General features: G+C 71.6%; 21 protein-coding genes, 3 tRNA genes and 2 pseudogenes. 15 read left to right on the plus strand and 11 right to left on the minus strand.

Annotated features, from left to right (window positions below):
• The first annotated feature begins 100 nt into the window (after positions 1 to 100).
• Positions 101 to 1138, plus strand: coding sequence for a rod shape-determining protein (locus tag N4P33_RS15200; RefSeq protein ID WP_260827142.1), 1038 nt, complete (start codon positions 101 to 103; stop codon positions 1136 to 1138).
• 184 nt (positions 1139 to 1322) lie between these two features.
• Here the strand turns inward: N4P33_RS15200 and N4P33_RS15205 are convergent, their stop codons facing one another.
• Positions 1323 to 2288 (minus strand): sensor histidine kinase, encoded by a 966-nt coding sequence (locus N4P33_RS15205; protein ID WP_260827143.1) that lies wholly within the window; start codon positions 2286 to 2288, stop codon positions 1323 to 1325.
• Positions 2285 to 2644, minus strand: coding sequence for an STAS domain-containing protein (locus N4P33_RS15210; RefSeq protein WP_260827144.1), 360 nt, complete (start codon positions 2642 to 2644; stop codon positions 2285 to 2287). Before N4P33_RS15210 ends, N4P33_RS15205 begins: the two co-directional genes overlap by 4 nt.
• A gap of 182 nt (positions 2645 to 2826) precedes the next feature.
• On the opposite strand from N4P33_RS15210, the gene N4P33_RS15215 reads away from it, so the two are divergent.
• Positions 2827 to 3510 carry an ANTAR domain-containing response regulator gene (locus N4P33_RS15215; RefSeq protein ID WP_260827145.1) on the plus strand — a complete coding sequence of 228 codons (684 nt, stop codon included), beginning with the start codon at positions 2827 to 2829 and terminating at the stop codon, positions 3508 to 3510.
• 153 nt (positions 3511 to 3663) lie between these two features.
• On the opposite strand, the gene N4P33_RS15220 is transcribed toward N4P33_RS15215, so the two are convergent.
• The 3 genes and pseudogenes from N4P33_RS15220 to N4P33_RS15230 form a co-directional block, all read right to left on the minus strand.
• Positions 3664 to 5256 carry a GMC family oxidoreductase gene (locus tag N4P33_RS15220; protein WP_260827161.1) on the minus strand — a complete coding sequence of 531 codons (1593 nt, stop codon included), beginning with the start codon at positions 5254 to 5256 and terminating at the stop codon, positions 3664 to 3666.
• Positions 5253 to 5558, minus strand: coding sequence for an AMP-binding enzyme (locus tag N4P33_RS15225; protein WP_260827162.1), 306 nt, complete (start codon positions 5556 to 5558; stop codon positions 5253 to 5255). Before N4P33_RS15225 ends, N4P33_RS15220 begins: the two co-directional genes overlap by 4 nt.
• Before the next feature lie 112 nt (positions 5559 to 5670).
• Positions 5671 to 6060, minus strand: a pseudogene (locus tag N4P33_RS15230) (AMP-binding protein); the annotation flags it as partial.
• 168 nt (positions 6061 to 6228) lie between these two features.
• Here N4P33_RS15230 and N4P33_RS15235 point away from each other — a divergent pair.
• On the plus strand, positions 6229 to 6825 hold the full coding sequence (locus tag N4P33_RS15235) for a redoxin domain-containing protein (protein WP_260827146.1): 597 nt from the start codon (positions 6229 to 6231) through the stop codon (positions 6823 to 6825).
• A 6-nt stretch (positions 6826 to 6831) separates the two neighbouring features.
• On the plus strand, positions 6832 to 7728 hold the full coding sequence (locus tag N4P33_RS15240) for a cytochrome c biogenesis CcdA family protein (protein ID WP_260827147.1): 897 nt from the start codon (positions 6832 to 6834) through the stop codon (positions 7726 to 7728).
• Positions 7729 to 7755: 27 nt separating this feature from the next.
• Here the strand turns inward: N4P33_RS15240 and N4P33_RS15245 are convergent, their stop codons facing one another.
• Positions 7756 to 8415, minus strand: coding sequence for a hypothetical protein (locus N4P33_RS15245; protein WP_260827148.1), 660 nt, complete (start codon positions 8413 to 8415; stop codon positions 7756 to 7758).
• 385 nt (positions 8416 to 8800) lie between these two features.
• Here N4P33_RS15245 and N4P33_RS15250 point away from each other — a divergent pair, with 385 nt between their 5' ends.
• From N4P33_RS15250 to N4P33_RS15280, 7 genes are all read left to right on the plus strand, one after another.
• Entirely contained in the window at positions 8801 to 10180 is a 1380-nt protein-coding gene (locus tag N4P33_RS15250; RefSeq protein ID WP_260827149.1) for a TrkH family potassium uptake protein, read from the plus strand.
• Positions 10173 to 10889, plus strand: coding sequence for a TrkA family potassium uptake protein (locus N4P33_RS15255; protein WP_260827150.1), 717 nt, complete (start codon positions 10173 to 10175; stop codon positions 10887 to 10889). Before N4P33_RS15250 ends, N4P33_RS15255 begins: the two co-directional genes overlap by 8 nt.
• Positions 10890 to 11283: 394 nt before the next feature.
• Complete coding sequence (locus N4P33_RS15260) at positions 11284 to 12816, plus strand: sodium:alanine symporter family protein (protein WP_260827151.1); 1533 nt, start codon at positions 11284 to 11286, stop codon at positions 12814 to 12816.
• Between the two features lie 260 nt (positions 12817 to 13076).
• Positions 13077 to 14387 (plus strand): Na+/H+ antiporter NhaA, encoded by a 1311-nt coding sequence (nhaA, locus tag N4P33_RS15265; RefSeq protein WP_260827152.1) that lies wholly within the window; start codon positions 13077 to 13079, stop codon positions 14385 to 14387.
• A 118-nt stretch (positions 14388 to 14505) separates the two neighbouring features.
• On the plus strand, positions 14506 to 15381 hold the full coding sequence (locus N4P33_RS15270) for a hypothetical protein (RefSeq protein WP_260827153.1): 876 nt from the start codon (positions 14506 to 14508) through the stop codon (positions 15379 to 15381).
• Positions 15382 to 15709: 328 nt separating this feature from the next.
• Positions 15710 to 15967, plus strand: coding sequence for a type II toxin-antitoxin system VapB family antitoxin (locus tag N4P33_RS15275; protein ID WP_260827154.1), 258 nt, complete (start codon positions 15710 to 15712; stop codon positions 15965 to 15967).
• Positions 15964 to 16377: a PIN domain nuclease gene (locus N4P33_RS15280; RefSeq protein ID WP_260827155.1), complete on the plus strand. Its 414-nt coding sequence runs from the start codon at positions 15964 to 15966 to the stop codon at positions 16375 to 16377. The genes N4P33_RS15275 and N4P33_RS15280 overlap by 4 nt, the downstream gene beginning before the upstream one ends.
• Positions 16378 to 16600: 223 nt before the next feature.
• On the opposite strand, the gene N4P33_RS15285 is transcribed toward N4P33_RS15280, so the two are convergent.
• From N4P33_RS15285 to N4P33_RS15295, 3 genes are all read right to left on the minus strand, one after another.
• Positions 16601 to 16677 (minus strand) — tRNA-Ile (locus N4P33_RS15285).
• A gap of 180 nt (positions 16678 to 16857) precedes the next feature.
• A tRNA-Asn gene (locus tag N4P33_RS15290) sits at positions 16858 to 16930 on the minus strand.
• 5 nt (positions 16931 to 16935) lie between these two features.
• Positions 16936 to 17008: transfer RNA gene (locus tag N4P33_RS15295), tRNA-Asn, on the minus strand.
• Between the two features lie 168 nt (positions 17009 to 17176).
• Here N4P33_RS15295 and N4P33_RS15300 point away from each other — a divergent pair.
• The 4 genes from N4P33_RS15300 (at position 17177) to N4P33_RS15315 (ending at position 22876) form a co-directional block, all read left to right on the plus strand.
• Positions 17177 to 17482: a YtxH domain-containing protein gene (locus N4P33_RS15300; RefSeq protein WP_260827156.1), complete on the plus strand. Its 306-nt coding sequence runs from the start codon at positions 17177 to 17179 to the stop codon at positions 17480 to 17482.
• Between the two features lie 151 nt (positions 17483 to 17633).
• Positions 17634 to 19085, plus strand: coding sequence for an FGGY-family carbohydrate kinase (locus N4P33_RS15305; protein ID WP_260827157.1), 1452 nt, complete (start codon positions 17634 to 17636; stop codon positions 19083 to 19085).
• A 129-nt stretch (positions 19086 to 19214) separates the two neighbouring features.
• Positions 19215 to 20948 (plus strand): ABC transporter ATP-binding protein, encoded by a 1734-nt coding sequence (locus N4P33_RS15310; protein WP_260827158.1) that lies wholly within the window; start codon positions 19215 to 19217, stop codon positions 20946 to 20948.
• Positions 20948 to 22876 (plus strand): ABC transporter ATP-binding protein, encoded by a 1929-nt coding sequence (locus tag N4P33_RS15315; protein ID WP_260827159.1) that lies wholly within the window; start codon positions 20948 to 20950, stop codon positions 22874 to 22876. Before N4P33_RS15310 ends, N4P33_RS15315 begins: the two co-directional genes overlap by 1 nt.
• A gap of 252 nt (positions 22877 to 23128) precedes the next feature.
• On the opposite strand, the gene N4P33_RS15320 is transcribed toward N4P33_RS15315, so the two are convergent.
• Together N4P33_RS15320 and N4P33_RS15325 are read right to left on the minus strand one after the other, a co-directional pair.
• Positions 23129 to 24397, minus strand: coding sequence for an RNA polymerase sigma factor (locus N4P33_RS15320; protein WP_260827160.1), 1269 nt, complete (start codon positions 24395 to 24397; stop codon positions 23129 to 23131).
• Positions 24398 to 24503: 106 nt separating this feature from the next.
• A pseudogene (locus tag N4P33_RS15325) lies at positions 24504 to 25030 on the minus strand (DNA primase); the annotation flags it as partial.

Consider the following 25030-nt stretch of genomic DNA (forward strand, 5'->3'; position numbering starts at 1 on the left):
CGGCCCCCCACGAAGCGCGCCCGCCCCGCCCGCCGCGCACGATGGCGGGGAGGTCCGCCGTCCGGTGGCCCGTTGGTCCGCGCACTCGGGAGGATCTGCCGTGACCGCCAGTCTGGAGCAGTTGCGCCGCTGCCACTTCGCCGTCGACCTGGGCGCGGCCCGCACCCGGGTGTACGTCAAGGGCGCCGGGCTCGTCGTCGACCAGCCCTCCGCCGCCGCCGTCAACACCCGCACCGGCGCGCTGATCGCGGTCGGCGAGTTCGCGGAGAAGATGACCGGGCGGACCCCGGACTACATCCGCGTCGTCCGGCCCGTCTCCGGCGGCACGGTCGTCGACATCGAGATGGCGCAGCGCATGCTGCGGCATCTGCTCGGCGACCGGATCCGCCGCACTCTGCGCCGCAAGCCCCGGCTGCGCGCCGCCGCCTGCACCCCGCACGACGCCGACCCGCTCGCCCAGCGCGCCGCGATCGAGACGCTGGTCGGCCTCGGGGCCCGCCGGGTGGAGCTGGTGGACACGCTGATCGCCGCCGCCGTCGGCTGCGGTCTTCCGGTGGAGCGCCCCGAGGCCACCATGATCATGGTGTGCGGGGCGGCGGCCACCCAGGTGGCGGTGCTGTCCCTCGGCTCGATCGTGACGGCCGAGCGGATCCCGGTCGGCGGTGACGCCGTGGACAACGCGATCGTGCAGCACCTGCGCCACCAGCACGAACTGATGCTGCCCAGCCAGTCCGTACGGCCCCTGCAGCTCGCCCTGTCCGGCAACGGCCTCACCCCGCAGGGGCCGGAGTCGACGGAGATCCACGGGCGGGACGTCGCCACGGGCCTCGCCCGCTCGGTCAAGGTGGACACCGCCGCGGTGCGGCAGGCCATCCAGACGCCGCTCACCGCCGTCCTGGACGGCATCGGCAAGGTGCTGCGCACCTGCCCGCCGGACCTCGTCGCCGACCTCGTCGACCGGGGGATCATGATGGTCGGCGGCAGCGCCCTGCTGCCGGGCCTGGACCAGATGCTGCGTCAGGCGACGGGCATGCCCGTGCACATCGCCGAACGCCCGGACGTGTGCGCCGTACAGGGCCTGGGCGCGATGCTCGAAGGCAAGATCACCCCCCTGGTGCTCGACCCGCTGGCGACCTGAACGGGCCGGGCGCCCTCGGGTACTCTCCTCGCTCCCGGCGCCTCCTGCGCTCTCGCACCCCCAGTCCCTCCGCGCTCTCGCACCCCCAGTCCCTCCGAGCTCGCGCGCCCCCGGCGTCCTCGGATGCCTCGGCGCTCCCCACGCCCCCAGGCCCCACGCCCCCTGCGCTCTCAGCGCGAGCGCCTCAGCGCGCGAACCAGCAGCGGATCGTCGTGCCCTCGTCGCCGGTGTGCACGCGCACCAGGTCGGCGATCAGATTGACCAGCAGCAGACCGCGTCCGCCGCGCTGCTCGCGCGGTGGGGGCCGGCGCCCGGCGAGGGGATCCGTGAGCCGCCCCCGGTCGCGTACGTCGCACACCACGTGCCCGCCGTCCGCCCACACCCGCAGCACCCCCGTACCGCCGCCGTGCACCACGCTGTTCGTGGTCAGCTCGGCCGTGGCGAGCGCCAGGTCCTCCAGCCGGATCCCGGTCAGCCCGAGCCGGCGCCCCTCGTCCGCGGCGGTGTGCCGGGCCTGCGGGAGCGTCTCCGCCTCGAACGGGAACACCAGCGCGTCCGGGGCCGGCGGCGGCAGCGGCTCGTTGTAGCGGGCGACGATCTCCTCGGGCGCGTACCTGTCGCTGTCACGCTGCGGGCGGGAGCCGGCGGGGATGACGGTCGGGTGGGTGGCGTAGGCGTCGGCGAGGACGTGCTCCGGCAGCCGCCGCTCGTCGTAGGGGCACAGGATCGTGACGGTACGGCCCTGGAACGCGGCGTTGATCAGCGCCTCGTGCTGCACGCAGGCGGGGTACTCCGTCGCGGAGCGCCCGGCCCAGATCGGCTCGCCGATGATCCGTACGCGCCGCCCGTCCGGCTGGGCGTCGGCGAACTTGCGCAGCACGCCGGGGATGATCCGGCCGGGGTTGCGCCCGGCCTCCCGCATGTCCAGCAGCTGCACGGACCGCGCGTCGTCGCCGAGGGCGTCCTTGAGCAGCCGCAGGTTGTCGCCGGGGACAGCGACGGCCACCGGGTCGCCGGCGGCGAGGCCCTCGCGGACGAAGGAGACGGTCCCGGCGAGGTACTCCTGCTCGTCCCGGTAGAACAGGGCGGGGTGGACGAAGGGCTCGGAGGGGTCCTGACCGGTTTCGAGGTGTTCGGCCGCCGTACTCATGACATCGACACCTCGATCGTCGAAAGGTCGGGCCAGAACATCTCCAGGACCCGTCGCAGCGCGGGCGGCGGCCGGTGCACCACGAACCGTCGGCCGTCCGGCAGCCGCTCGGCCGCGGCCGCGAGCGCTCCGGCTCCCGCCACGTCGACGAACGTCACCTCGGACAGCTCCAGGTAGTACACGCCCTCACCCTCGCGCACCGCCTGCTCCAGTACGCGGTTCCATATCGTGTGCGTGGCCAGACCGACCTCGCCGGCCGCGCGGACTCCACGGCGGCCGTCCAGCGGACGGACCGTGAGGCGCGCCGGTGGCCCGGTCTCGCACGGCGGCGGTGTGCCCGTGCCGTCAGTGCTCAACGCCGTCTCCTCACGTCCGGACGATCACGCGTGTACCCCGTCGGATCCCGGCCATTCCCCGCCCCCACGTGTAGTACGCCGCGAGGTGGGCAGGCGCACCCCAGCGCGGCGGGGACGGTCGCAGCCTACCGCCCCGGATCCGGCGACGACGCACCAGAGCGAGAGTCCCTCAAGGCGGTGACATGAGCTCCGCGGCACCACCCCCTCTCCCGGGAAGGCAGAACACCTTGGTCATCGGCGGGCGCATGGATGCGGACCGGGCCCTGCTGGCGCCACGCGGCGAGCTGGTCCACGGGTGCGCGGAGGCCCTGGCCGAGAAGCTGGCGCACCTGCCCGCCACCACGTCCCGGGTGGACGTCGACATGAGCGGCGTGCACTTCATGGACACGGCCGCGCTGCAATTCCTGGACGTCCTGCGGGACTTCGGCCGGCGCCGGGCCCTGCCGGTGACGGCCACCCGCTGGAACGGCCAGCCGCGCCGGGTCCTAGAACTGGCCGGCCTGAACACCGACGACCCGCTGAACTCCCCCACGTCCGCGGAGACTTCCCGGCCCACCTCGGCGGTGGCACAGGAACGGGCGGAGCAACTGCACGTCCTGCGGGAGGAGATAGAGCAGTTGCGCCACGCCATCGCCTCCCGCCCGGTCATCGACCAGGCCCGCGGCATCCTCATGGCCACCCACGGCTGCACGTCCGACGAGGCCTGGCACGTCCTGCGCGAGGCGTCCCAACGGTCCAACACGAAGCTCCGCGAGGTCGCGGCAGCACTCACCGCGGGCGCGACCCCGACGGGCCCCCGCCCACCGGACCACATCCGCCAGGCCTTGTCCCGAGCTCTGACCCACCGCCACAGCACCCACCCGTGACCCCACCGGTCCGGCTCCCTGAACAGCAGGCACGCGGCCGACGACGGCACGTGACCGACGACGGCAGATGGGCGGCGGCGGCATGCGGGCGGCCGTGTCGGCGCCGGCCCGGGGCACGCCCCGCCTCACCCGGGATGAGCCCGACACCCAAGCTCAGCCCGCGGCCAGCAGGTCCGCCGCCCTCTCCCCGATCACGATGGCCGGTGCGTTGGTGTGGCCGCGGATGATCGTCGGCATGACCGAGGCATCGGCGACGCGCAGGCCCTCCACGCCCCGGACGCGCAGCTGCGGGTCCACCACGGACGCCTCGTCGCGGCCCATGCGTGCCGTCCCGACGGGGTGGTAGAGGGTATGGGCGTGATCGCTCAGGGCGAGGGCGCCCCGCCGGTCGCGGGGCAGGTCCTCGGCGCCCGGCGGCATGAGGAAGCGCCCGGTGGACAGGCCGCGGGACGTGAGCTTCTCGATGATCTGCTCGCAGACGTCGAGCCCCGCCAGCAGCGCGGCCCGGTCGGCGTCGTCGGGGTCGCTGAGGTAGCGCGGGTCGATGACCGGCTTGTCGAGCGGGTCCGGTGAGGCGAGGCTGATCGATCCGGTGCTGTGCGGCCGGAGCAGGACGGCGCCGATGGTGACGCCGTGGCTCGTGGGCTTGACGAGTCCTTCGCCGAGGAAGGGCACCGGGGCGAAGATGATCTCGAGGTCGGGGAGTTCGAGTTCGGGCCGGCTGCGGACGAACCCGTAGGCCTCACCGACGTTCGAGGTGAGCATCCCCCGACGGCGGATCAGGTAGTTCAGCAGCTCCACGGGCCGCTCGGCGGCGAAGAGGGTGCCGTCCGCGGCGTCCACGGCGAACCCCGAGAGCAGGTGGTCGGTGAGACGGGTGCCGACCTCGGGGGCGTCCACGAGCACGTCGATCCCCCGCTCGCGCAGGTGCGCGGCGTCGCCGATGCCGGACAGCATGAGGAGCTGCGGGGTGTTGACCGCGCCGCCGCTGAGGACGACCTCACGGCGGGCCCGCACCGTGCGGACGGCACCCCCCGTGACGTATTCGACGCCCACCGCCCGGCGCCCCTCGAAGAGCACGCGCGTGGCATGCGCGCCGGTGACGACGTGCAGGTGGGATCGCCTGCGGGCGGGCTTGAGATAGCCGTCGGCGGTGCTGAAGCGCGCGCCGCGCCGCTGGCTCACCAGGGTCTGCGAGAACCCGTCCGGCCGGGCCGCGTTGGCGGGCTCGACGGCGTAACCGAGTTCCCGCACGACGTCGAGGAAGGCGGCGGTGTGCGTGCTGGGGCTGCGCTGCGGCCCGATGTGCAGGGGGCCGGTGCGGCCGTGGTCCGGGTCGGTGGCGCCGGTGATCCGCTCCACCCGGCGGAAGTAGGGCAGGAGGCCCTCCCAGGACCAGTCGGGCCCGCACAGCTCGCCCCACTCGTCGTAGTCGGCGGCGAACCCGCGCACCCACATCATCGCGTTCATCGAGGAGCAGCCGCCGAGCATCCGGCCCCTCGGCCAGAAGACGGGGCGTCCGGAGAGTCCGTCCTGCGGGACGGTCGAGTAGGCCCAGTCGAGTTCGGTCCTGAACAGCTGGGAGAAGGCGGCCGGGATGTGGACGGCGGCCTTCTTGTCCGGCCCGCCCGCCTCCAGCAGGGCGACCGTGGCCGTGCTCTTCTCGGTCAGCCGGGCCGCGAGCGCGGCGCCCGCCGAGCCGGCGCCGACCACGACGTAGTCGACGGTCTCGGGCAGTGTCCTCATCGGGCCCCCTCCACCCCGCCGCTCCGCGGGACTCGGGCGTCCCGCAGCTCGCGCTTGAGTATCTTGCCGGTGGCGTTGGTGGGCAGGGAAGGGGTGAACTGCACCAGGCGGGGGTACTTGTAGCTCGCCATCCGCTCCTTGCACCAGGCGATCAGCTCCTGCTCGGTGAGCCGCGCCTCGTGGGCGAGGACCACGCAGGCCTTGATCTCCTCGCCGTGCCGCTCGTGCGGTACGCCGATGACGGCGGCCATGCTGACGGCGGGGTGGGTGAGGAGCACCTCCTCGATCTCGCGCGGGTACACGTTGAAGCCGCCGCGGATGATCAGGTCCTTGGCGCGGTCGACGATGTAGAGCCATCACGTTGTGGCCGCGGACGACGACGTCGCCGATCGTGTCGGCGCCGCGCACCGGGGTCCAGTCCTCGCCGACCAGGTCCACCTCCACGCCCCACACCGGGAGCCCGACGGATCCGGGGCGCGCCTTCTCGCCGCGCGGCGAGAACGTGGCGACCGGGCTGGTCTCCGACAGCCCGTACCCCTCCAGGACGGTCACGCCGAACCGTTCGGCGAACCGGCGGTGGATCTCCACCGGGAGCGCCGAGCCGCCGGAGACGGCCATCCGCAGGTTGCCGGCGATCCGCGTGACGTCGATGTCGGGCGCGTCCTCCCCGAGCAGCGCCCAGTACATGGTGGGGACGCCCGCGAAGAAGGTGACCGCGTGACGCTGCATCAGCGTCAGGGCCGTACGGGCGTCGAAGCGCGGCTGGAGCACGAGGGTGGCGCCCGTGGCGAAACCGGCGTTCATCTGGACGGTCTGGCCGAAGGAGTCCGCCCCTCCGGCTCGCGCCCTGCGACGACATGTGCACCGGGCCCGTGCGTGAGCGGACGTCACCGAACCGTAAGCAGGCCACCTCCCACGCGCCGGCCCGGTGGATCTACAGTCACAGCTGTTCCCGAGCCACCGGAGTCCCCCATGCGCGCCCGCACCCTCCTCCCGGCCGCCCTGGCCGCAGCCGTACTCACCGTCGCCGGGTGCGGCACCGGCGACGGCGACGCCTCCGGCGCCGGTACCGCCTCTTCGCAGACGTCGTCACCAGCCTCGGAGCCCGCGCGGTCGCCCGCCCCCTCCGGCGGCGGAGAGTCCGGAGCCGCCGGAGCCGAGGTGCCCGAGGCACTGCGGTTCACCGCCACCACGGTCGACGGAAAGCCCTTCGACGCCAGGACCCTGGCCGGCAAACCCACCGTCCTGTGGTTCTGGGCACCCTGGTGCCCCAAGTGCAAGGCGCAGGCCGCCGAGACCGCGAAGGTCGCCGCCGACTACGCGGGCAAGGCGCACGTGGTGGGCGTGGCCGGACTGGACAAGAACGCCGCGATGAAGGACTTCGTCTCCGAGACCGGGACCGACGGCTTCCCTCACCTCTCGGACGAGAAGGGCGAGGTCTGGCAGCAGTTCCGCGTCACCGAGCAGAGCCGCTACGTCATCCTCGACAAGGACGGCAGGACGGTCCATGAGGGCGTCCTGCCCGGCGGCGAGGGCCTGTCCGAGAAGGTCGCCGGACTCGTCGGCTGAGCGACCGTGGCCGACCTCCCTCTCGCCCTCGCACTCACCGCGGGCATGCTGGCCGCCGTCAACCCGTGCGGTTTCGCCCTGCTTCCCGCGTATCTGTCGCTGCTCGTCCTCGGCGACGACTCCCCGGGCCGCGCGGTCGCCGTCGGCCGCGCCCTGACCGCGACCGCCGCGATGACCGCCGGTTTCGCCGCGCTCTTCGGCGTCTTCGGTCTGGCCGTCCAGCCGGCCGCCGGGCAGATCCAGCAGCACCTGCCCTGGTTCACCATCGTCTTCGGGCTGCTCATGACCACCGCCGGCGCCTGGCTGGTCACCGGTCGCCCGCTGCCCGCCCTGGCTCCGAAGATGCGCCGGGCCCCCGCTCTCACCCGCTCGCTGCCGTCGATGGCGCTGTTCGGCATGGCGTACGCCACGGCTTCCCTCGGGTGCACCATCGCCCCGTTCCTCGCCATCGTCGTGTCCGCCTTCCGCTCCGGCTCCACCGCCGAGGGCGTCGCCCTGTTCGCCGCGTACGCGGGCGGGATGGGACTGATCGTCGGCGCCGCGTCCCTGACCGTCGCCCTGACCCGCAGCACGGCCGTCACCCGGCTCCGCCGGATCGGCGCCGTCGCGCCCCGGCTCGGCGGCGGACTGCTGCTGCTCGTGGGCGCGTACGTCGCGTACTACGGCTGGTACGAGCTCCGTGTCCAGCGGGACCCCGCCACCCAGGACCCGGTCATCGACGCCGCAGGGGCCGTCCAGCGCACGATCGCCGACGCGCTGGACGCGATGGGCCCCGCGGTCATCACCGCACTCTTCTGCGGCCTGCTCCTCGCCTGGGTGATCCTCCACCGGCGGACCGGCCGCCGGGCCGCACGGGAGCCGGATGCGCCGCCGGGACGCGGTGCGCCGGGCCAAGGGGCCTGAGAACGCGGACGACCGGTCACGAGCCGCCTACCGGACAGGATGCCGGGCAGTGGTGCCCGCGTCCGACAGGCGGTGGGCGCGTACGACGGCGACGGCGGACGCGGTGACGAGGGCGGCGGCCCACCCACCCAGATCGCGCAGAGGTCGCGTGCGGGACACCGTGCCGTCCACTCCGCGCGGCGCCACCCCGCCCTTCGGGTCGTGGACGACGGCGAGCGCGTCCCCCGGCTGGACGGCAGGACCACAGCCGCGCCAGATACGCGCCTCGAGCGGGACACCGTCCGGGCCGGTCACCGTGCAGAGATAGCGGCCGGGGCCGGCGGCCGCCCGCCCCGTCTCGACGGAGGTCACCACCGCGGACTCCACGCGCCCCCGCTCCGCGAGGACCACCCCCGCGGCCGACTGCGGGGCCTGCAGCGCCAGGCCGGCGGCGAGCACGGCGACCGTGCCGATCAGCGCGCGCCCTGCCCGTATCAGACAGAGGTAGAGCACGAGGACGGCGGCGCACCCCAGCGCGGCCTCGGCGCTCGCCAGCGCCGGCTTCCCGTACCAGGCGCCGAGAAGTGCCGTACCGACGATGGCGGCCGTTCCGGCGCAGGCGGCCAGGAGCCCTTTCCCGACCAGCCGCAACGGTGGCAGGCCGACGAACTCCGCCGGACCCCACACCACGGTCCGCAGATGCGCCATCACGCGCGGCTCCGCCGCGGGCGGGGGACGATGAGGCAGGCGCATCGCGTGCGTCCACCTCCCAGCGTCGTTCCGTGTCCCGGCGGCTCCCCGGCCGTGGTGTCGTCCGGCGTCGTCCACGGACCGCTCCGCGCCTCGTCCCCCGCATGCAGACGGCGGCACCCGTCGCGGGAGCCGCCCGGTGAGCCGGTGTCGGCTCCTGGCCGGTCGCGATCGTCCCTTACCGTGGGTGAGCCGAAGGCCAGGGCGGCCGGGCCGGCGGATCCATCGGTGGAGGTTCCGGACGGTTGCGGACGGGTCGGGACGGCTGCGGACGGTCGCTTACGGGTCGCGGACGGTTCCGAGCGCGGGAAGAACGGACAGGGCGGACAGGAAGGTACGGCAGGTGGCGGGATGGAAGGCGTGGGCACGGCCGGGGTGGTCCGTGCTCGCCGCTCACCCGGCCCGTGCCGTCGTCCTGGCGTTCGCCGTGACGGTCCTGGCGGGCACGGCGCTGCTATGGCTGCCGTTCGCCACCGAGCGGGGCACCGCGTCCGGCTTCGTGACCGCGCTGTTCACCTCCACCTCCGCCGTGTGCGTCACCGGACTGGCCGTCGTGGACACCGGCACGTACTGGAGCGGCTTCGGCCAGGGCGTCATCCTCGCGCTGATCCAGATCGGCGGCTTCGGGATCATGACCATGGCGTCGCTGCTGGCCCTGCTGATCTCCGGACGCATGCGGCTGCGGCTGCAGCTGACCGCGCAGGCGGAGACCAAGAGCTTGGGCATCGGCGACGTACGCCGGGTGCTGCTCGGGGTCGCCGGCACCACGCTGATCGTGGAGTTCACGGTCGGCGCCATCCTGGCGCTGCGCTTCCGGTACGGCTACGGGGAGAGCATCGGCAGCGCCGTGTACCTGGGCTTCTTCCACGCCGTCTCGGCCTTCAACAACGCCGGGTTCGGCCTGCACGCCGACAGCATCACCCGCTACGCCGGTGACGCCTGGGTCACCCTTCCGATCGCGGCGGCCGTCATCCTGGGCGGCCTGGGCTTCCCGGTGCTGCTCGAGCTGCTGCGCCACCGCGAACGGCGCCGCAGGACCGGGCGCCGCAACTGGAGCCTGCACACCCGGCTGACGCTGATCACCACCGCCGTCCTGCTCGCCGCCGGAACCCTGCTGACCTGCCTGCTGGAGTGGACCAACGCCGGCACGCTCGGGCCGCACACCACCGCGGACAAGGTGCTGGGCGGGTTCTTCCACTCGGCGATGGCGCGGACCGCCGGCTTCAACGCCCTCGACATCGGTGCGATGGAGGCGTCGACCCTGCTGGTGACGTGCGTGCTGATGTTCATCGGCGGCGGCAGCGCCGGCACCGCGGGCGGCATCAAGGTGACCACCTTCGCGGTGCTGCTGGCCGCGATCATCGCCGAGGTGCGCGGCGAGACCAGCTCCGCCGTGCTGGGCCGGCGTCTCGCCCCGCACGTGCTGCGCCAGGCGCTGACCGTCGCCCTGCTCGGTGTCGGACTGGTCATCGCCTCCACCCTCGCCCTGCTCACGCTCACCGAGGAGCCGCTGGAGGCGGTGCTGTTCGAGACGGTGTCCGCCTTCGCGACGGTCGGCCTGTCCACCGGCATCACCGCCGACGTGCCCGAGGCCGGCCAACTGCTGCTGGTCGGCCTGATGTTCGTCGGCCGGCTCGGCCCGATCACCCTCGTCTCGGCCCTCGCCCTGCGCGAGCGCACCCGCCGCTACGACCTGCCCGAGGAGCGACCCGTCATTGGCTAAGCTGCACGCCCTTCGCCGCCGGCGCCGAAAGCGCCTCGCGGAGACCGACACGCACACGGGCGACCAGCGGGTCGCCGTCATCGGTCTCGGCCGCTTCGGCTCCTCGCTCGCCGGGGAGCTGATGCGCCGGGGCTGGGACGTCCTAGGTATCGACACCGACGCCCGCCTGGTCCAGAGGTACAGCGACGACCTCACCCACGCCGCCGTCGCCGACTGCACCGACCCGGAGGCGCTGCGCCAGCTCGGCGTGCACGAGTTCACCAGCGCGGTGGTGGCGATCGGCACGGACATCGAGGCGAGCATCCTGGTCAGCGCGAACCTGCTGGAGGCGGAGGTGCCCAACATCTGGGCCAAGGCCATCAGCCGCCAGCACGGCCAGATCCTCGAACGCCTCGGCGTCCACCACGTCGTCCTGCCCGAGCACGAAATGGGCGAACGCGTCGCCCACCTGGTCACCGGCCGCATGCTCGACTTCATCGAGTTCGACGACGACTACGCCCTCGTCAAGACGGTCGCCCCCGACATCGCCACCGGGGTGCCGCTCGGCCAGAGCCAGGTCCGCAGCAGATACGGCGTGACCGTCGTCGGCATCAAACGGCCCGGCGAGGACTTCACCTACGCCACCGCCGACACGGTGGTCGAGAAGGGCGACGTGATCATCGTGACGGGCAAGACGCACGCGGTCGAGGCCTTCGCCGAGCTGGGCTGAGCCGGAGCGCCGCGAGCCGGGGTCCTCCGAGCCGACCGAAGCCGGGGTGCTCCGAGCCGGCCGAAATAGATGTCCGATGAACGGACATGGGTCTCCGCATAACGGTCCGGTCTCGGGCGCAGGCACTTTCGAAGATTACTGACGGTTATGTGAGATGCCTCACTAAAGATCTCGTAAAGGCCGTGGTAGAACAACGCAACTCCGCAGGTGGCCCCACCCCTGGCCGTCCCGCGGAGGGTCGGCACACGCGTCGACTGCACGACCAGGGTGATCACGTTCCGAATCCGCGGGCGAGCCACCACGGGTCGCCGATCGGACAACGGCGTTCGCTCCAAGACCGCACATCCCGCCGGTGCCACCCCCCGCACCGGTCTTGCGCCACGAGGTAGCCACTGTGTCACTCGACTCCATGACCAACTCCGTCGACGAAGCCGTCAGCGGATTCTTCGAGCCCATCGCCGAATGGCTCGGCGAAGTCGTCTTCTACGCCGTCCCCGTCGGGGGAACGGACCTTCCGCTCATCGTCGCGTGGCTCGTGGTCGCGGGTCTCGTCTTCACCGGCTGGTTCGGGCTGGTCCAGCTGCGCAAGTTCCGGCTCGCCGTCGACGTGGTGCGCGGCAAGTACGACGAGAAGGGGTCGGCCGGCGAGGTCAACCACTTCCAGGCCCTGACCGCCGCCGTCTCCGGCACCGTAGGCCTCGGCAACATCGCCGGTGTGGCCGTCGCCGTCTCCATCGGCGGCCCCGGCGCCACCTTCTGGATGATCCTGTGCGGCCTGCTCGCCATGGCCACTAAGTTCGTCGAGGTCACCCTCGGTGTGAAGTACCGCGAGGTGCACGCCGACGGCACCGTCTCCGGCGGCCCGATGCACTACCTGCCCAAGGGCCTGACCGAGCGCTTCGGCAAGAGCGGCAAGACCCTCGGCAAGGTCCTCGCCGTGCTCGCCTCCTTCATGATCCTCTTCTTCGGTCTCTTCGGCGGCAACCTCTTCCAGGTCAACCAGTCCTACGCGCAGCTCGTCTCCGTCACCGGCGGCGAGGACGGCGCGCTGGCCTCCTCCGCCGGCGCCCTGTTCTTCGGCATCCTCATCGCCGCGCTCGTCGGCATCGTGCTGCTCGGCGGCATCCGCTCCATCGCCAACGTCACCAGCAAGCTGGTCCCGGCCATGGCCGGCATCTACATCGTCGCCTGCCTCACCGTCATCCTGGTCAACGTCACCGCCGTCCCGGACGCCCTGGTCTCGATCGTCGAGGGCGCCTTCGCCCCCGAGGGCGTCGCGGGCGGTGTCCTCGGCGCGCTGATCATCGGTTTCAAGCGGGCCGCGTTCTCCAACGAGGCCGGTCTGGGCTCCGCCCCGATCGCCCACTCCGCGGTCAAGACCAAGCACCCCGCCAGCGAGGGCCTGGTCGCGCTGCTGGAGCCGTTCATCGACACGGTCGTCATCTGCACGATGACCGCGCTGACCATCGTCGTCGCCAACCCGGCCAGCTGGGCCGATGCCCGCGAGGGCAAGGAGATCGGCGGCGTCACCATCACCTCGGACGCCTTCGAGACGGTCCTGCCCTGGTTCCCGTACGTCCTCACCGTCGCGGTGCTGCTGTTCGCCATCTCCACGGTGCTGACATGGGGTTACTACGGCCTCAAGGCGTGGACGTACCTCTTCGGCCGCAGCCGGACCAGCGAGCTGACGTACAAGGTCGTCTACACCGTTTTCGCCGTCGCCGGCTCCCTGCTGACACTGCAGACGCTGATCGACCTGGCCGACGCCGTGCTCTTCATGCTCGCCGTCATCAACATCATCGGCCTCTACCTCCTCGCCCCGGTCGTCAAGCGCGAGCTGAACTCCTTCCTGGAGTTCGTCCGCGCCCGCAAGGCCGGTCAGGCAGACGAGGACGAAGACCAGGAGCCGGTGAAGACCACCGTCTGACCGCCCCCGCGGCCCGGCTTCTGAGCGGGCTCGTGCACACCTCGCGCCTTGGTGTGGACGGGCCCGCTCGTCATGCCTTTTGACGGCGTTTCAGCAGGTGAGAGGGTGTCTGGCGGCATACGGGGACGGCGGTTAGGGTGTTAAGAACGCGTCATGGCCCGGCCCTCTGCAGGGCTTGTGAGCGACGCGCGGTGTGCCGGGAAGTCTGGTCGGCGTCAGGGGCTCGTATGCCCGCACAACGACCCCCGGAGGACTCCTTCATGGCTGCCGCACCGCGCGAGCGTTCCCCCTTCCTCGGTCTGCTGCCGCTGCCCGAACGCACAGCGGTCGCCCAGGCGCTGCGGACGGAGACGGTCGGCGGGCTGGTGCTGCTCGCGGCCGCGGTGGCCGCGCTGGTGTGGGCGAACAGCCCCTGGGCGGGCACGTACGAGCGCATACGGGAGTTCCACTTCGGCATACCGGCGCTCGGCCTGGACCTCTCCGTAGGGCACTGGACCGCCGACGGCCTGCTCACCCTGTTCTTCCTGATCGCCGGTATCGAGCTCAAGCGCGAACTGGTCGTCGGCGAGCTCCGCACCCCCGCCACGGCCGCCCTGCCGGTCATCGCGGCCTTCTCGGGCATGATCGTCCCCGCCGCCCTGTACGCGCTCACGGCGTCGGCGGGCGGCGGGTCCCTCCACGGCTGGGCCGTGCCGATGGCCACCGACATCGCCTTCGCCCTGGCCGTCCTCGCGGTCCTCAGCACTCATCTGCCCGCCGCGCTGCGCGCCTTCCTGCTCACCCTCGCGGTCGTCGACGACCTCGGCGGCATCCTGGTCATCGCCGTCTTCTTCACCAGCGACCTGAACTTCGCGGCGCTCGGCGGAGCCTTCGCGGGCCTCGTCCTCTTCTACGTGCTCCAGCGCCGCCGCGTCCGCGGCTGGTGGTGGTACGCCCCGCTCGGCATCGCGATCTGGGCGCTGATGTACAACGCCGGCGTCCACGCCACCGTCGCCGGTGTGGCGATGGGCCTCATCCTGCGCACCACGCGCGACGAGGGCGAGGACCGCTCCCCCGGCGAGCGCACCTCCCATCTGCTGCACCCCTTCTCGGCGGGTGTCGCCGTGCCTCTCTTCGCCCTCTTCGCGGCCGGCGTCGCCGTCTCGACGGCCTCCCTGGGCGAGGTGTTCACCCGGCCGGAACCGCTCGGCGTGGCCCTCGGTCTCGTCCTGGGCAAGACCGTCGGCATCTTCGCCGGCACCTACCTGGCCGCCCGCTTCACCCGCGCCCGCCTCAACCCGGACCTGGCCTGGGCCGACGTCTTCGCCCTCTCGGCGCTGGCCGGCATCGGCTTCACCGTCGCCCTGCTGATCGGCGAACTGGCCTTCCCGGACCCGTCCGCGGCCGAGCCCGTCAAGGCCGCCGTCCTCCTCGGCTCCCTGACCGCGGCCCTGCTGGCCGCCCTCCTGCTCAAGCGCCGCAACGGCGTCTACCGCCGCCTGTACGAGGAGGAGAACCGCGACGACGACCACGACGGCATCCCGGACATCTACCAGCGACCCCCGGCGCAACCGCAGCACACGGGCCCGTAGGGCAGGACAGGACGGGACAGGACGAGCCCTTCGGACGCCGGACACCTGCCCGGACGACGCGCCGACCCGGACGAGACACACTGAGAGCAGGGGAAAGTCCCGTGGAACGGGAGACGGCATGGCGGACGGCAAGTCGCGGTTCGACGACATCTACGCCCGGCCGGACCCGCGCGCGTACTTCACGCGGCTGGCCCCGCTGGAGTACGAGATCCCGCACCACGCCCAGCCGGTCTTCCGGCGGACGGCGGCGGAACGAGCGGCGTACGACGACGGCGGCCCGGGCCCGCCGGTGGTGCTGGACCTGTGCTGTTCCTACGGCATCAACGCCGCCCTGCTCAATCACGACGTCACCCTGGCGGAGCTGTACCAGCGCTACACGTCCGAGCCGGCCCGGACCATGACGTCGGCGGAACTGGCGGCCTGGGACAAGCACTTCTACGCCGAACGCCGCCGGCCGGACGCCCTGCCGGTCTACGGCCTGGACGTCGCCGCACCCGCGGTGCGCTACGCCCAGGCGGCCGGGCTGCTGGACGCCGCCTTCACCGACAACCTGGAGCAGACGCCGCCCGGCCCCGGGCTGAGCCGCGCCCTGCGGGACGTCGGGCTGATCACGCTGACCGGCGGCGGCAGCTACATCACCGAGCGGACGTTCACCGCGCTGCTGGACGGCGCCCGCCGCCCCGTATGGGTGTGCGCGTTCGTCCTGCGCACGGTGTCCTACGAGCCCGTCGTACGCACCCTCACCGCCCACGGCCTCCGGACCACAGCGGACACCTCCCGCACCTACCCCCAGCGGCGCTTCACGGACGCACGGGAACAGCGCTTCGCCGTCGAGGCGGTACGCGCCCTCGGCGCCGACCCGACCGCCCGCGAGGAAGCGGGCCGCTTCCACACCGTGCTCTACCGCTCACGCCCACTCCGGGTCTTTCCGTCCCCTGCGTGTCCCCTGGCATTCCCCCAGAGCCCTCCCGAGGGAGTCGCTTGGGATGCCTGAGTGTATCGACGCAGGTTGAACGACCGGGCAGTCGCGGTTCCTCACTCTCACACAGCGGAGCCTCTAACCGACGAGAGGGCCCCGTCCCTTTCGGCCGAGGGTGGAGGACGGGACCCCGGACCTGCGGTCAGCGCCGTCCGCGCTTCTCCCTTCCGTGCCCGCCTCCACCCCCCTCCCGCGCCGTCGCCGTTCCCCGCGCGCCCGGCCGGTGCGGGGCGGCCGGGCCGTGGCCTGCTCGAGTTCCGCCAGGCGGAGCAGACAGCGCCCACCACCAGGCACACCCGATCATGTATATTGATATACAACGCCATATATACAAGGGGGCTTCATGAGCCGCACTGTGATCGATCTCGACGACGAGGCGCTGGAGGCCGCCGCCAAGGAGCTCGGCACCACGACCAAGCGCGACACCATCAACACCGCCCTGCGGGAGGTCACCGCCCGCTATCGGCGACTGCGCGCTCTCGGAGAAGCCCGCGAGCTGATCGCCGGAGGCGCACTCGACATGGACATCCTCCTCGACAAGAACAGGTACCGGCCCACCGGCAAGCCGGACGGTGTCCGCGACGCAGGGGTGGATGAGTGACCGTCGCCGACTACCTGATCGACACCTCCGCCCTCGCCCGCGTCCTCCTCGGCCGGACCACGGCCGAGTGGGACGACAGGATCGGCGCGGGGCTCGTCGCCCTGTGCGACATCACCGAACTGGAAGTCCTTTATTCCGCACGCTCGGCGGCAGACCGCGAACGCGTGCAGCGCGCGCTGAACGCGCACTACACCTGGTGCCCCATGCCCGACGGCATCTACCGGCGCGCACGCGTCGTCCAGGAACTGCTCACCACCAAGGGCGAGCACCGCAGCGCGGGCCCCGTCGACCTGCTCGTCGCCGCTACCGCGGAAGAGTCCGGTCTGACCCTGCTGCACCACAACCGCGACTTCGAAACGATCGCCCGCACGACCGGACAGCCGGTACGAATGATCGATCTGAAGGACTGATCCCCACCACACCCTCTCGCGGTGTCATCTGCCCGACGGCGGGCGCACGTTCACGCTATGACGGCTCCACGGTGGCCGTCGTGGGCCGCGCCGCTGAGGCCCGCACCGCAAGGCTGCCCGGAGCTGCCGTCGCGGGAAGGGAGTGGCATCCGTTGGCCAAGTCCCGAATCGGGGCACCCGAAGTGACGTTTCCGCAGATCGGAACGCTTCTCCGGCCTGCGATTGGTGGGGCGGGTGGGACTCGAACCCACGGCCGACGGATTATGAGTCCGCTGCTCTAACCGGCTGAGCTACCGCCCCATAGCGGCGTGTCGCGTACATGTGTGCGCGCCGTCTGCCGCAGCATAGCCGCTCATACGATCTCCTGCCTCGGCTGGTCGGCGCTGCGTACGGCCTTCGTGACCATGGAGACCGCCGACCGTGCCCGCACGGTTCCCGCGGACATGAAAAAGGACCCCTGAGGGGTCCTCGTTCAGCATGCTCCCCCGACTGGACTCGAACCAGTAACCTGCCGGTTAACAGCCGGCTGCTCTGCCAATTGAGCTACGGAGGACCGAGCTCCCCCGACTGGACTCGAACCAGTAACCTGCCGGTTAACAGCCGGCTGCTCTGCCAATTGAGCTACGGAGGAATGCCTCGTTGCATCGAACGTACCTACCTGGGTATTCGCCAGGGGGCGCGCGCTCGCTGCGACACATACATTAGCGCAAGCAGGGGGGTGCTCCGCCAATCGGTACTCCCCGGCGCCGTCGCCGCACCGGAGACCTACGCAAACCTGTGCAAGGGAAGGGTGGCCACCATGCGTTACCGGCTCACGTTCGTCGCCGGAGTCGTCCTGGGTTACGTGCTCGGCACGCGCGCCGGGCGCGAGCGTTACGAACAGCTCAAGAAGTCCGCGCAGCAGCTCGCGCAGAACCCCGCCGTCCGCAACACCGCGGAGACCGCCGCCCACCAGGGCCGCGAGTTCGCCGGCAAGGCGTACCACGCCGTCAGCGACAAGGTCGGCGACCACCTGCCCGACTCGGTCGCCCAGCGCGTCCGCACCCTGCGCGAACGCACCACCCATGGCGCAACAGAGGACGACTGGGGCACAAGTAACACGTGACGGTGCCGATGAAGCGCCGGGTCACTGCACCCACCTAGGGGCGCGGGGAACTGCGCGACCAGCCACAGACCACCCGCACCCGAACAGGCACATGCACCCCAACGGCGCCCACGGCCCAACCCAAGCGGAGCGGTACGGCAAAATCTTGAGCATGGGGATAGTCGCCGGGCTGGACAGTGCGCCCGATTTCACTCGCATCGTCGTCTGTGACACGGACACCGGAGCCGTGCTCAGGCAGGGGTACGCCCAGCATCCGGTGCAGGGCCCCGACGGCGGCCGCCCCTCCGACGTGGACCCGCAGGCCTGGCTGCTGTCGCTCGGCGAGGCCGCCGGCGGCGGGCTGCTGGAGGGCGTGCAGGCCATCGGCGTCTCCGCGCAGGCGAACGCGCTGGTGCCGCTGGACGCGCAGGGCAACACCGTGCGCCCCGCCATGGTCGGCGGGGACAAGCGCGCCCAGGTCGCCGCCGCCGATCTGATCGACGCGCTCGGCGGGCGCGAGGCGTGGGCGCAGGCCGTGGGGTGTGTGCCGCAGGCCGCGCAGCCGGTGACGAAGCTGCGCTGGATGGCCCGTACCGAACCCGAGAACGCGGCCCGCACGGCCGTCCTGCTCCAGGCGCACGACTGGCTGGTGTGGCAGCTGCTCGGCCGGCCGGTGCGGCGGACCACCGACCGGGGCGGCGCCTCCGGCACCGGCTACTGGGCGGCGGCCACCGGCGGCTACCGGCCCGACCTGGTGGAACTGGCGCTCGGGCACCAGGCGATGCTGCCGGAGGTGATCGGCCCGGCCGACGCGGCGGGTACGACCCCGGAGGGGCTGCTGATCTCCGCCGGGACCAGCGAGACGCAGGCGGCGGCGTTCGGGCTGGGCATCGGGCTCGGTGACGCGGTGGTGTCGCTGGGCGCGTCCGGGTCCGTGATGGCCGTGCACCCCGAGGCGCTGTACGACCAGACCGGGGCGATCACCGCCCTCGCCGACGCGACCGGCATGCACCTGCCCGTCGTCACCACCCTCAACGCCGTACGGACCCTGCGGGGGACGGCCGAGCTGCTCGGGCTGCCCGATCTGGAGGCGCTGTCCGACCTGGCGATGAAGTCGACGCCGGGCGCGCACGGGCTGGTGCTGCTCCCCTATCTGGAGGGTGAGCGCACGCCGAATCTGCCGCACACCGCGGGGACGCTGGCCGGGCTGAGACGGGAGTCGATGCGGCCGGAGCACCTCGCGCGGGCCGCGTTCGAGGGGATGCTGTGCGGGCTCGCCGACGCGCTGGACGTGCTGCGCGGACGGGGCGTGGAGGTGCGGCGGGTGTTCCTGCTGGGTCCGGCCGCCGAGCTGCCCGCCGTGCAGGCGGCGGCGCCCTCGCTGTTCGGGACGCAGGTGATGGTGCCGCAGCCCGCCGACTACGCCGCGGTCGGCGCCGCCCGGCAGGCCGCCTGGGCGCTCGGAGTGTCCCAGGGCACCCTCGATCCGCGCACCCCGCCGGTGTGGCAGGGCGCGGTCGCGCAGGTCCTGGAGCCGGGCGAGGAACTGGCGGTGGGGCAGGCGGTGCGCCAGCAGTTCGTGGCCGTACGGGAGCAGACGCATCCGGGGGCGTTCCGGTCGTAGGGCCGCGTCCGGTCGGCCGTAGCACACGCCCTCGGCGTAATTGGCTTGAGGTAACGCGGGTGGAGTGTTCGACGATAGGGGCCACGGGCAACCAAACCGCCCCGCGTCGACCACCCCGAGAGAAGCAGCGTGCTCATACGACTTCTGCGGACCTATCTCAGTCCCTACACCAGACCCATCGCCCTGCTGGTGCTGCTGCAGTTCCTGCAGACCTGCGCCACGCTCTACCTGCCCACCCTCAACGCCGACATCATCGACAACGGTGTCGTCGAGGGTGACACGGGCTACATCCTGGCCTACGGCGCCCTGATGATCGGCATCTCGCTGGCGCAGGTGGTGTGCAACATCGGTGCCGTGTACTACGGCGCCCGGACCGCCGCCGCGCTGGGGCGGGACGTACGGGCCGCCGTGTTCGACCGGGTGCAGTCGTTCTCCGCGCGGGAGGTCGGCCAGTTCGGCGCGCCCTCGCTGATCACACGGACGACGAACGACGTCCAGCAGGTGCAGATGCTGGTGCTGATGACGTTCACCCTGATGGTGTCGGCGCCGATCATGTGTGTCGGCGGGATCGTGATGGCGCTCGGGCTCGACGTGCCGCTGTCCGGGGTGCTGGTCGCGGTGGTGCCGGTGCTGGGCATCTGCGTGACGCTGATCGTGCGGCGGCTGCGTCCGCTGTTCCGCACCATGCAGGAACGGCTCGACACGGTGAACCGGGTGCTGCGCGAGCAGATCACCGGTATCCGGGTGATCCGGGCGTTCGTCAAGGACGACTACGAGGAGCAGCGCTTCCGGAAGGCCAACGCCGAGCTGACCGACGTGTCGCTGGGCACCGGCAATCTGCTGGCACTGATGTTCCCCGTGGTCATGACGGTGGTGAACCTGTCGTCCATCGCGGTGGTGTGGTTCGGCGCGCACCGCATCGACAGCGGCGGCATGCAGATCGGCGATCTGACGGCGTTCCTCGCCTATCTGATGCAGATCGTGATGTCCGTGATGATGGCCACGTTCATGTTCATGATGGTGCCGCGCGCCGAGGTGTGCGCCGAGCGCATCAGCGAGGTCCTGGACACCTCCTCCAGTGTCGTACCGCCGGTCGCGCCGGTCACGGAGCTGCGCCGGCACGGGCATCTGGAGCTGCGGGGCGCGGGCTTCCGCTATCCGGGTGCCGAGGAGCCGGTGCTCAAGGCCGTCGACCTGGTGGCGCGGCCCGGTGAGGTGACCGCCGTCATCGGCTCGACCGGCAGCGGCAAGTCCACGCTGCTCGGTCTTGTCCCCCGGCTGTTCGACGCGACCGACGGGGAGGTGCTGGTCGACGGCGTGCCCGTGGGGGACGTCGAGCCGCGGCTGCTCGCGCGGACGGTCGGGCTCGTCCCGCAGAAGCCGTACCTCTTCGCCGGGACGGTGGCGACCAATCTGCGGTACGGCAATCCCGACGCCACGGACGAGGAGTTGTGGCACGCGCTGGAGGTGGCGCAGGCCAAGGACTTCGTGGAGCGGCTCGAGGGCGGGCTCGACGCGCCGATCGCGCAGGGCGGCACGAATGTGTCGGGAGGTCAGCGGCAGCGGCTCGCCATCGCCCGCGCGCTGGTGCAGCGCCCGGAGATCTACCTCTTCGACGACTCCTTCTCCGCGCTCGACTACGCCACCGACGCGGCACTCAGAGAGGCCCTGGCCCGGGAGACGGCCGAGGCAACCGTCGTCATCGTCGCCCAGCGGGTGGCGACCATCCGGGACGCCGACCGGATCGTGGTCCTGGACGAGGGCCGGGTCGTCGGCACCGGACGGCACCACGAACTGATGGCGGACAACGACACCTACCGGGAGATCGTGCTCTCCCAGCTGACGGAAGCGGAGGCTGCCTGATGGCCGGGCCTGCGGCGCGGATGATGGCCGGGGGCGGACCCGACCAGCAGACGATGGACTTCAAGGGCTCGGGCAAACGGCTCATCGCCCGGTTCCGGCCCGAACGCCTCACCATCTACGGCCTGTTGGCCTGTGTGGTGCTGAGCGTCGGACTCAGCGTGATCGGGCCCAAGATCCTCGGCCGGGCCACCGACCTGGTCTTCGCGGGCATCGTCGGCCGCGAGATGCCCGAGGGAGCCACCAAGGAGCACGTGCTCGACTCGATGCGGGAGCGCGGCGACGGCGATGTCGCCGACATGCTGCGCGGCACCGACTTCACGCCGGGCGAGGGCATCGACTTCACGGCCGTCGGGAACGTCCTGCTGCTGGCGCTCGCCGTGTTCACCGTCGCCGGTCTGCTGATGGCGGTGGCGACGCGGCTGGTCAACCGGGCCGTGAACCACACCATGTACCGGATGCGCGAGGACGTGCAGACGAAGCTGTCGCGGCTGCCGCTGTCGTACTTCGACAAGCGTCAGCGCGGTGAGGTGCTGAGCCGGGCGACCAACGACATCGACAACATCGGGCAGACCCTCCAGCAGTCGATGGGCCAGCTGATCAACTCGCTGCTGACCATCATCGGTGTGCTGGCGATGATGTTCTACGTCTCCTGGATCCTCGCACTGGTCGCGCTGGTGACCGTGCCGCTGTCGTTCGTGGTCGCCACGCGCGTCGGCAAGCGGTCGCAGCCGCACTTCGTGCAGCAGTGGCGGACGACCGGCAAACTCAACGCGCACATCGAGGAGATGTACACCGGGCACACGCTGGTGAAGGTGTTCGGGCGCCAGGAGGAGTCGGCGCAGCGGTTCGCCGAGGAGAACGAGGCGCTGTACGAGGCCGGGTTCCGGGCGCAGTTCAACAGCGGCATCATGCAGCCGCTGATGTTCTTCGTGTCCAACATCAACTACGTGCTGGTGGCGGTCGTCGGCGGCCTGCGGGTCGCGTCCGGTGCGCTGTCCATCGGTGATGTGCAGGCGTTCATCCAGTACTCGCGGCAGTTCTCGATGCCGCTGACGCAGGTCGCGTCGATGGCGAACCTCGTGCAGTCCGGAGTCGCCTCCGCGGAGCGGGTGTTCGAGCTCCTTGACGCCGACGAGCAGGAGGCGGATCCGGTGCCGGGCGTCCGGCCGGAGGAGCTGCGCGGGCGGGTCGAGCTGGAGCACGTGTCGTTCCGGTACGAGCCCGAGAAGCCGCTGATCGAGGATCTGTCGCTGAAGGTGGACCCCGGGCACACGGTCGCCATCGTCGGCCCGACCGGCGCCGGCAAGACGACGCTGGTGAACCTGCTGATGCGGTTCTACGAGGTCTCCGGCGGGCGGATCACGCTGGACGGCGTCGACATCGCTCGTATGTCCCGCGACGAGCTGCGGGCCGGCATCGGCATGGTGCTCCAGGACACGTGGCTGTTCGGCGGCACGATCGCGGAGAACATCGCGTACGGGGCCTCGCGGGAGGTCACCCGGGGCGAGATCGAGGAGGCGGCGCGGGCGGCCCACGCGGACCGGTTCATCCGGACGCTGCCGGACGGGTACGACACCGTGATCGACGACGAGGGCAGCGGGGTCAGCGCGGGTGAGAAGCAGCTCATCACCATCGCGCGGGCGTTTCTCTCCGACCCGGTGATTTTGGTGCTGGACGAGGCGACGAGTTCGGTGGACACCAGGACGGAGGTGCTCATCCAGAAGGCGATGGCGAAACTCGCCCATGGGCGGACGTCGTTCGTGATCGCGCACCGGCTGTCGACGATCCGGGATGCGGACACGATTCTGGTGATGGAGAACGGGGCGATTGTGGAACAGGGGGCGCACGAGGAGCTGCTGGCCGGGGGTGGGGCTTACGCACGCTTGTATCAGGCGCAGTTCGCGTCGGCGGTGGCTGAGGTCGACTGAGTCGCGCGCCCGGCGCTGGGGCCGGCCGGGGGTGGGTGCACTCGCCCGCGTTGGCGGGGTGCCTCCCCCACTCTCGGCTTCGCTCGAGCGGGGGGACCCCCATCGCCCACCCGTGCCGCCCCAGCGGCACGACTGCCCGCAGCTACGCACGTACGGGGGCCGCGGGTGCGGCGGCGATCTGGCGCGCGTGACTGCAGTTACCTAGGGGCGCGGGGAACTGCGCGATCAGCCCCCACTCGCCCGCAGTCGGCGTCAGTCCAGGTAGCCCCTCAGCTGGTCCGCAAATGCGTGATCCCGGAGCTTGTTCAACGTCTTGGACTCGATCTGGCGTATCCGTTCCCGCGTCACGCCGAAGATGCGGCCTATCTCCTCCAGCGTTCGCGGGCGGCCGTCCGCCAGCCCATACCTCAGCTGCACGACCTTCCGCTCCCGCTCACCCAACGTGGACAGCACAGCCTCGAGGTGCTCCCGCAGCAACAGGAACGCCGCCGACTCCACCGGACTCGCCGCATCCCCGTCCTCGATCAGGTCACCGAGAGCGACGTCGTCCTCCTCACCCACCGGCGCGTGCAACGACACCGGTTCCTGGGCGAGCCGCAGCACCTCTCCGACCCGCTCGGGCGGCAGATCCAGCTGCGCGGCGACTTCCTCGGGCGTGGGCTCGTACCCGCGTTCTTGCAGCATGCGCCGCTGCACACGGACGACCCGGTTGATCAGCTCCACCACATGCACGGGCACCCGGATCGTACGGGCCTGGTCGGCGAGCGCACGCGACATGGCCTGGCGGATCCACCACGTGGCATACGTGGAGAACTTGTAGCCGCGGGCGTAGTCGAACTTCTCGACCGCGCGGATGAGCCCGAGGTTGCCCTCCTGGACCAGGTCGAGCATGGTCAGCCCGCGTCCGACGTACCGCTTCGCCACGGAGACGACGAGCCGCAGGTTCGCCTCGATCAGCCGGCGTTTGGCCATCCGGCCCATGACGACGAGCCGGTCCAGGTCGAGGGCGAGCTGGCTGTCCAGGTCGGGGGTGAGCCGCAGTTTCTCCTCGGCGAAGAGCCCGGCCTCGACGCGACGGGCGAGTTCGACCTCTTCGGCGGCGGTGAGCAGGGGGATCCGGCCGATCTCCCGCAGATACTGACGGAACAGATCCGAGGAGGGCCCACCGCTCTCGGTCGTCCGTACGGGCGGCGCCTCGACGGGAGGTTCGGGCTCGGTCTCGGTGTCGGCGTCCGCTTCGGCCTCGGCTTCGGGGTGGTGCAGGACGCGGCTCTGCGGAGGCATCGTCAGGAGCACGTCCGCGTCCTGCTGCGGGCCGGCGGTACTGGTGTCGGTCTGGGTGAGGGTCTGGGTCTGCACGGGGGCGACCTCCAGGATGATCGCTGCCAGGGGGGACGGCAGCGGTACTTCGGGGGCGGAGTCGGCGGCCTCGCCGCTGTCCGTCCCGTACGCGATGAGCGGAACCGCGGGGGTGTGGGACCCGTCAGGGACGGATCGGCCGCGCTCCGAGGACTCAGGCACCGCAACCCAGTGTGGGGTACGACACATCGTCCCCACGAGGGTCGTGCGATGACTTTTTGCGTCCGGTCCGTGACCGCCCGGTTACGCCCGTGCGGCCGGGGCCCGGCTACAACGCCGCCGCGCCGTGCTCGCGCAGGGCCTGGTCGTACTGCTGGAGGACCCACAGCTCGTTCTGGACGGCGGCCAGTTCGGCGGGGTCGGCGTGGGGGCCAAGGCGGGTGAGGCGGCTGGTGATGTCGCGGATGCGGCGTTCGACGGCGCGGCGGCGGACGGTGACCAGCTGGGCGCCGGCGTAGGTGTCGTCGACCTCCTTGACGCCGCGGTGCAGCATGATCGCCTCGACGGCGAGTTCGGTGACCATGGCGCGGACGGTGTCGTCGGGGGCGGCGTCGCGGACGCGGATCAGATACTCCTGCGGGTCCTGGATGCCGTACTCGGCGCCGCCCGCGTCCAGGATGGCCTGGCGTACGGCCGCGTAGGGCGGGGCGGTGAACTCGTCGACGCCGTACGCGTCGAAGGCCGGGGAGACCAACTCGGGGCGCTGGAGGGCGAGTTTGAGCAGTTCGCGTTCGGTGGCGTAGACGGGGTTGCGGAGGTTGAGGGCGGGGCCGCGGGGGGCTGCAGGGGCCGGGG

The organism is Streptomyces sp. 15-116A, from assembly GCF_025290915.1.
In the GTDB taxonomy this organism is placed as follows: domain Bacteria; phylum Actinomycetota; class Actinomycetes; order Streptomycetales; family Streptomycetaceae; genus Streptomyces.

What these genes read in the sequence shown, in the direction of transcription:
- N4P33_RS15205 (WP_260827143.1), bottom strand. Translation starts at nt 2,288, where the DNA reads ATGAGTACGGCGGCCGAACACCTCGAAACCGGTCAGGACCCCTCCGAG.
- N4P33_RS15215 (WP_260827145.1), top strand. Translation starts at nt 2,827, where the DNA reads ATGAGCTCCGCGGCACCACCCCCTCTCCCGGGAAGGCAGAACACCTTG.
- N4P33_RS15220 (WP_260827161.1), bottom strand. Translation starts at nt 5,256, where the DNA reads ATGAGGACACTGCCCGAGACCGTCGACTACGTCGTGGTCGGCGCCGGC.
- N4P33_RS15235 (WP_260827146.1), top strand. Translation starts at nt 6,229, where the DNA reads ATGCGCGCCCGCACCCTCCTCCCGGCCGCCCTGGCCGCAGCCGTACTC.
- N4P33_RS15245 (WP_260827148.1), bottom strand. Translation starts at nt 8,415, where the DNA reads ATGGCGCATCTGCGGACCGTGGTGTGGGGTCCGGCGGAGTTCGTCGGC.
- nhaA (WP_260827152.1), top strand. Translation starts at nt 13,077, where the DNA reads ATGGCTGCCGCACCGCGCGAGCGTTCCCCCTTCCTCGGTCTGCTGCCG.
- N4P33_RS15270 (WP_260827153.1), top strand. Translation starts at nt 14,506, where the DNA reads ATGGCGGACGGCAAGTCGCGGTTCGACGACATCTACGCCCGGCCGGAC.
- N4P33_RS15275 (WP_260827154.1), top strand. Translation starts at nt 15,710, where the DNA reads ATGAGCCGCACTGTGATCGATCTCGACGACGAGGCGCTGGAGGCCGCC.
- N4P33_RS15300 (WP_260827156.1), top strand. Translation starts at nt 17,177, where the DNA reads ATGCGTTACCGGCTCACGTTCGTCGCCGGAGTCGTCCTGGGTTACGTG.
- N4P33_RS15305 (WP_260827157.1), top strand. Translation starts at nt 17,634, where the DNA reads ATGGGGATAGTCGCCGGGCTGGACAGTGCGCCCGATTTCACTCGCATC.
- N4P33_RS15315 (WP_260827159.1), top strand. Translation starts at nt 20,948, where the DNA reads ATGGCCGGGCCTGCGGCGCGGATGATGGCCGGGGGCGGACCCGACCAG.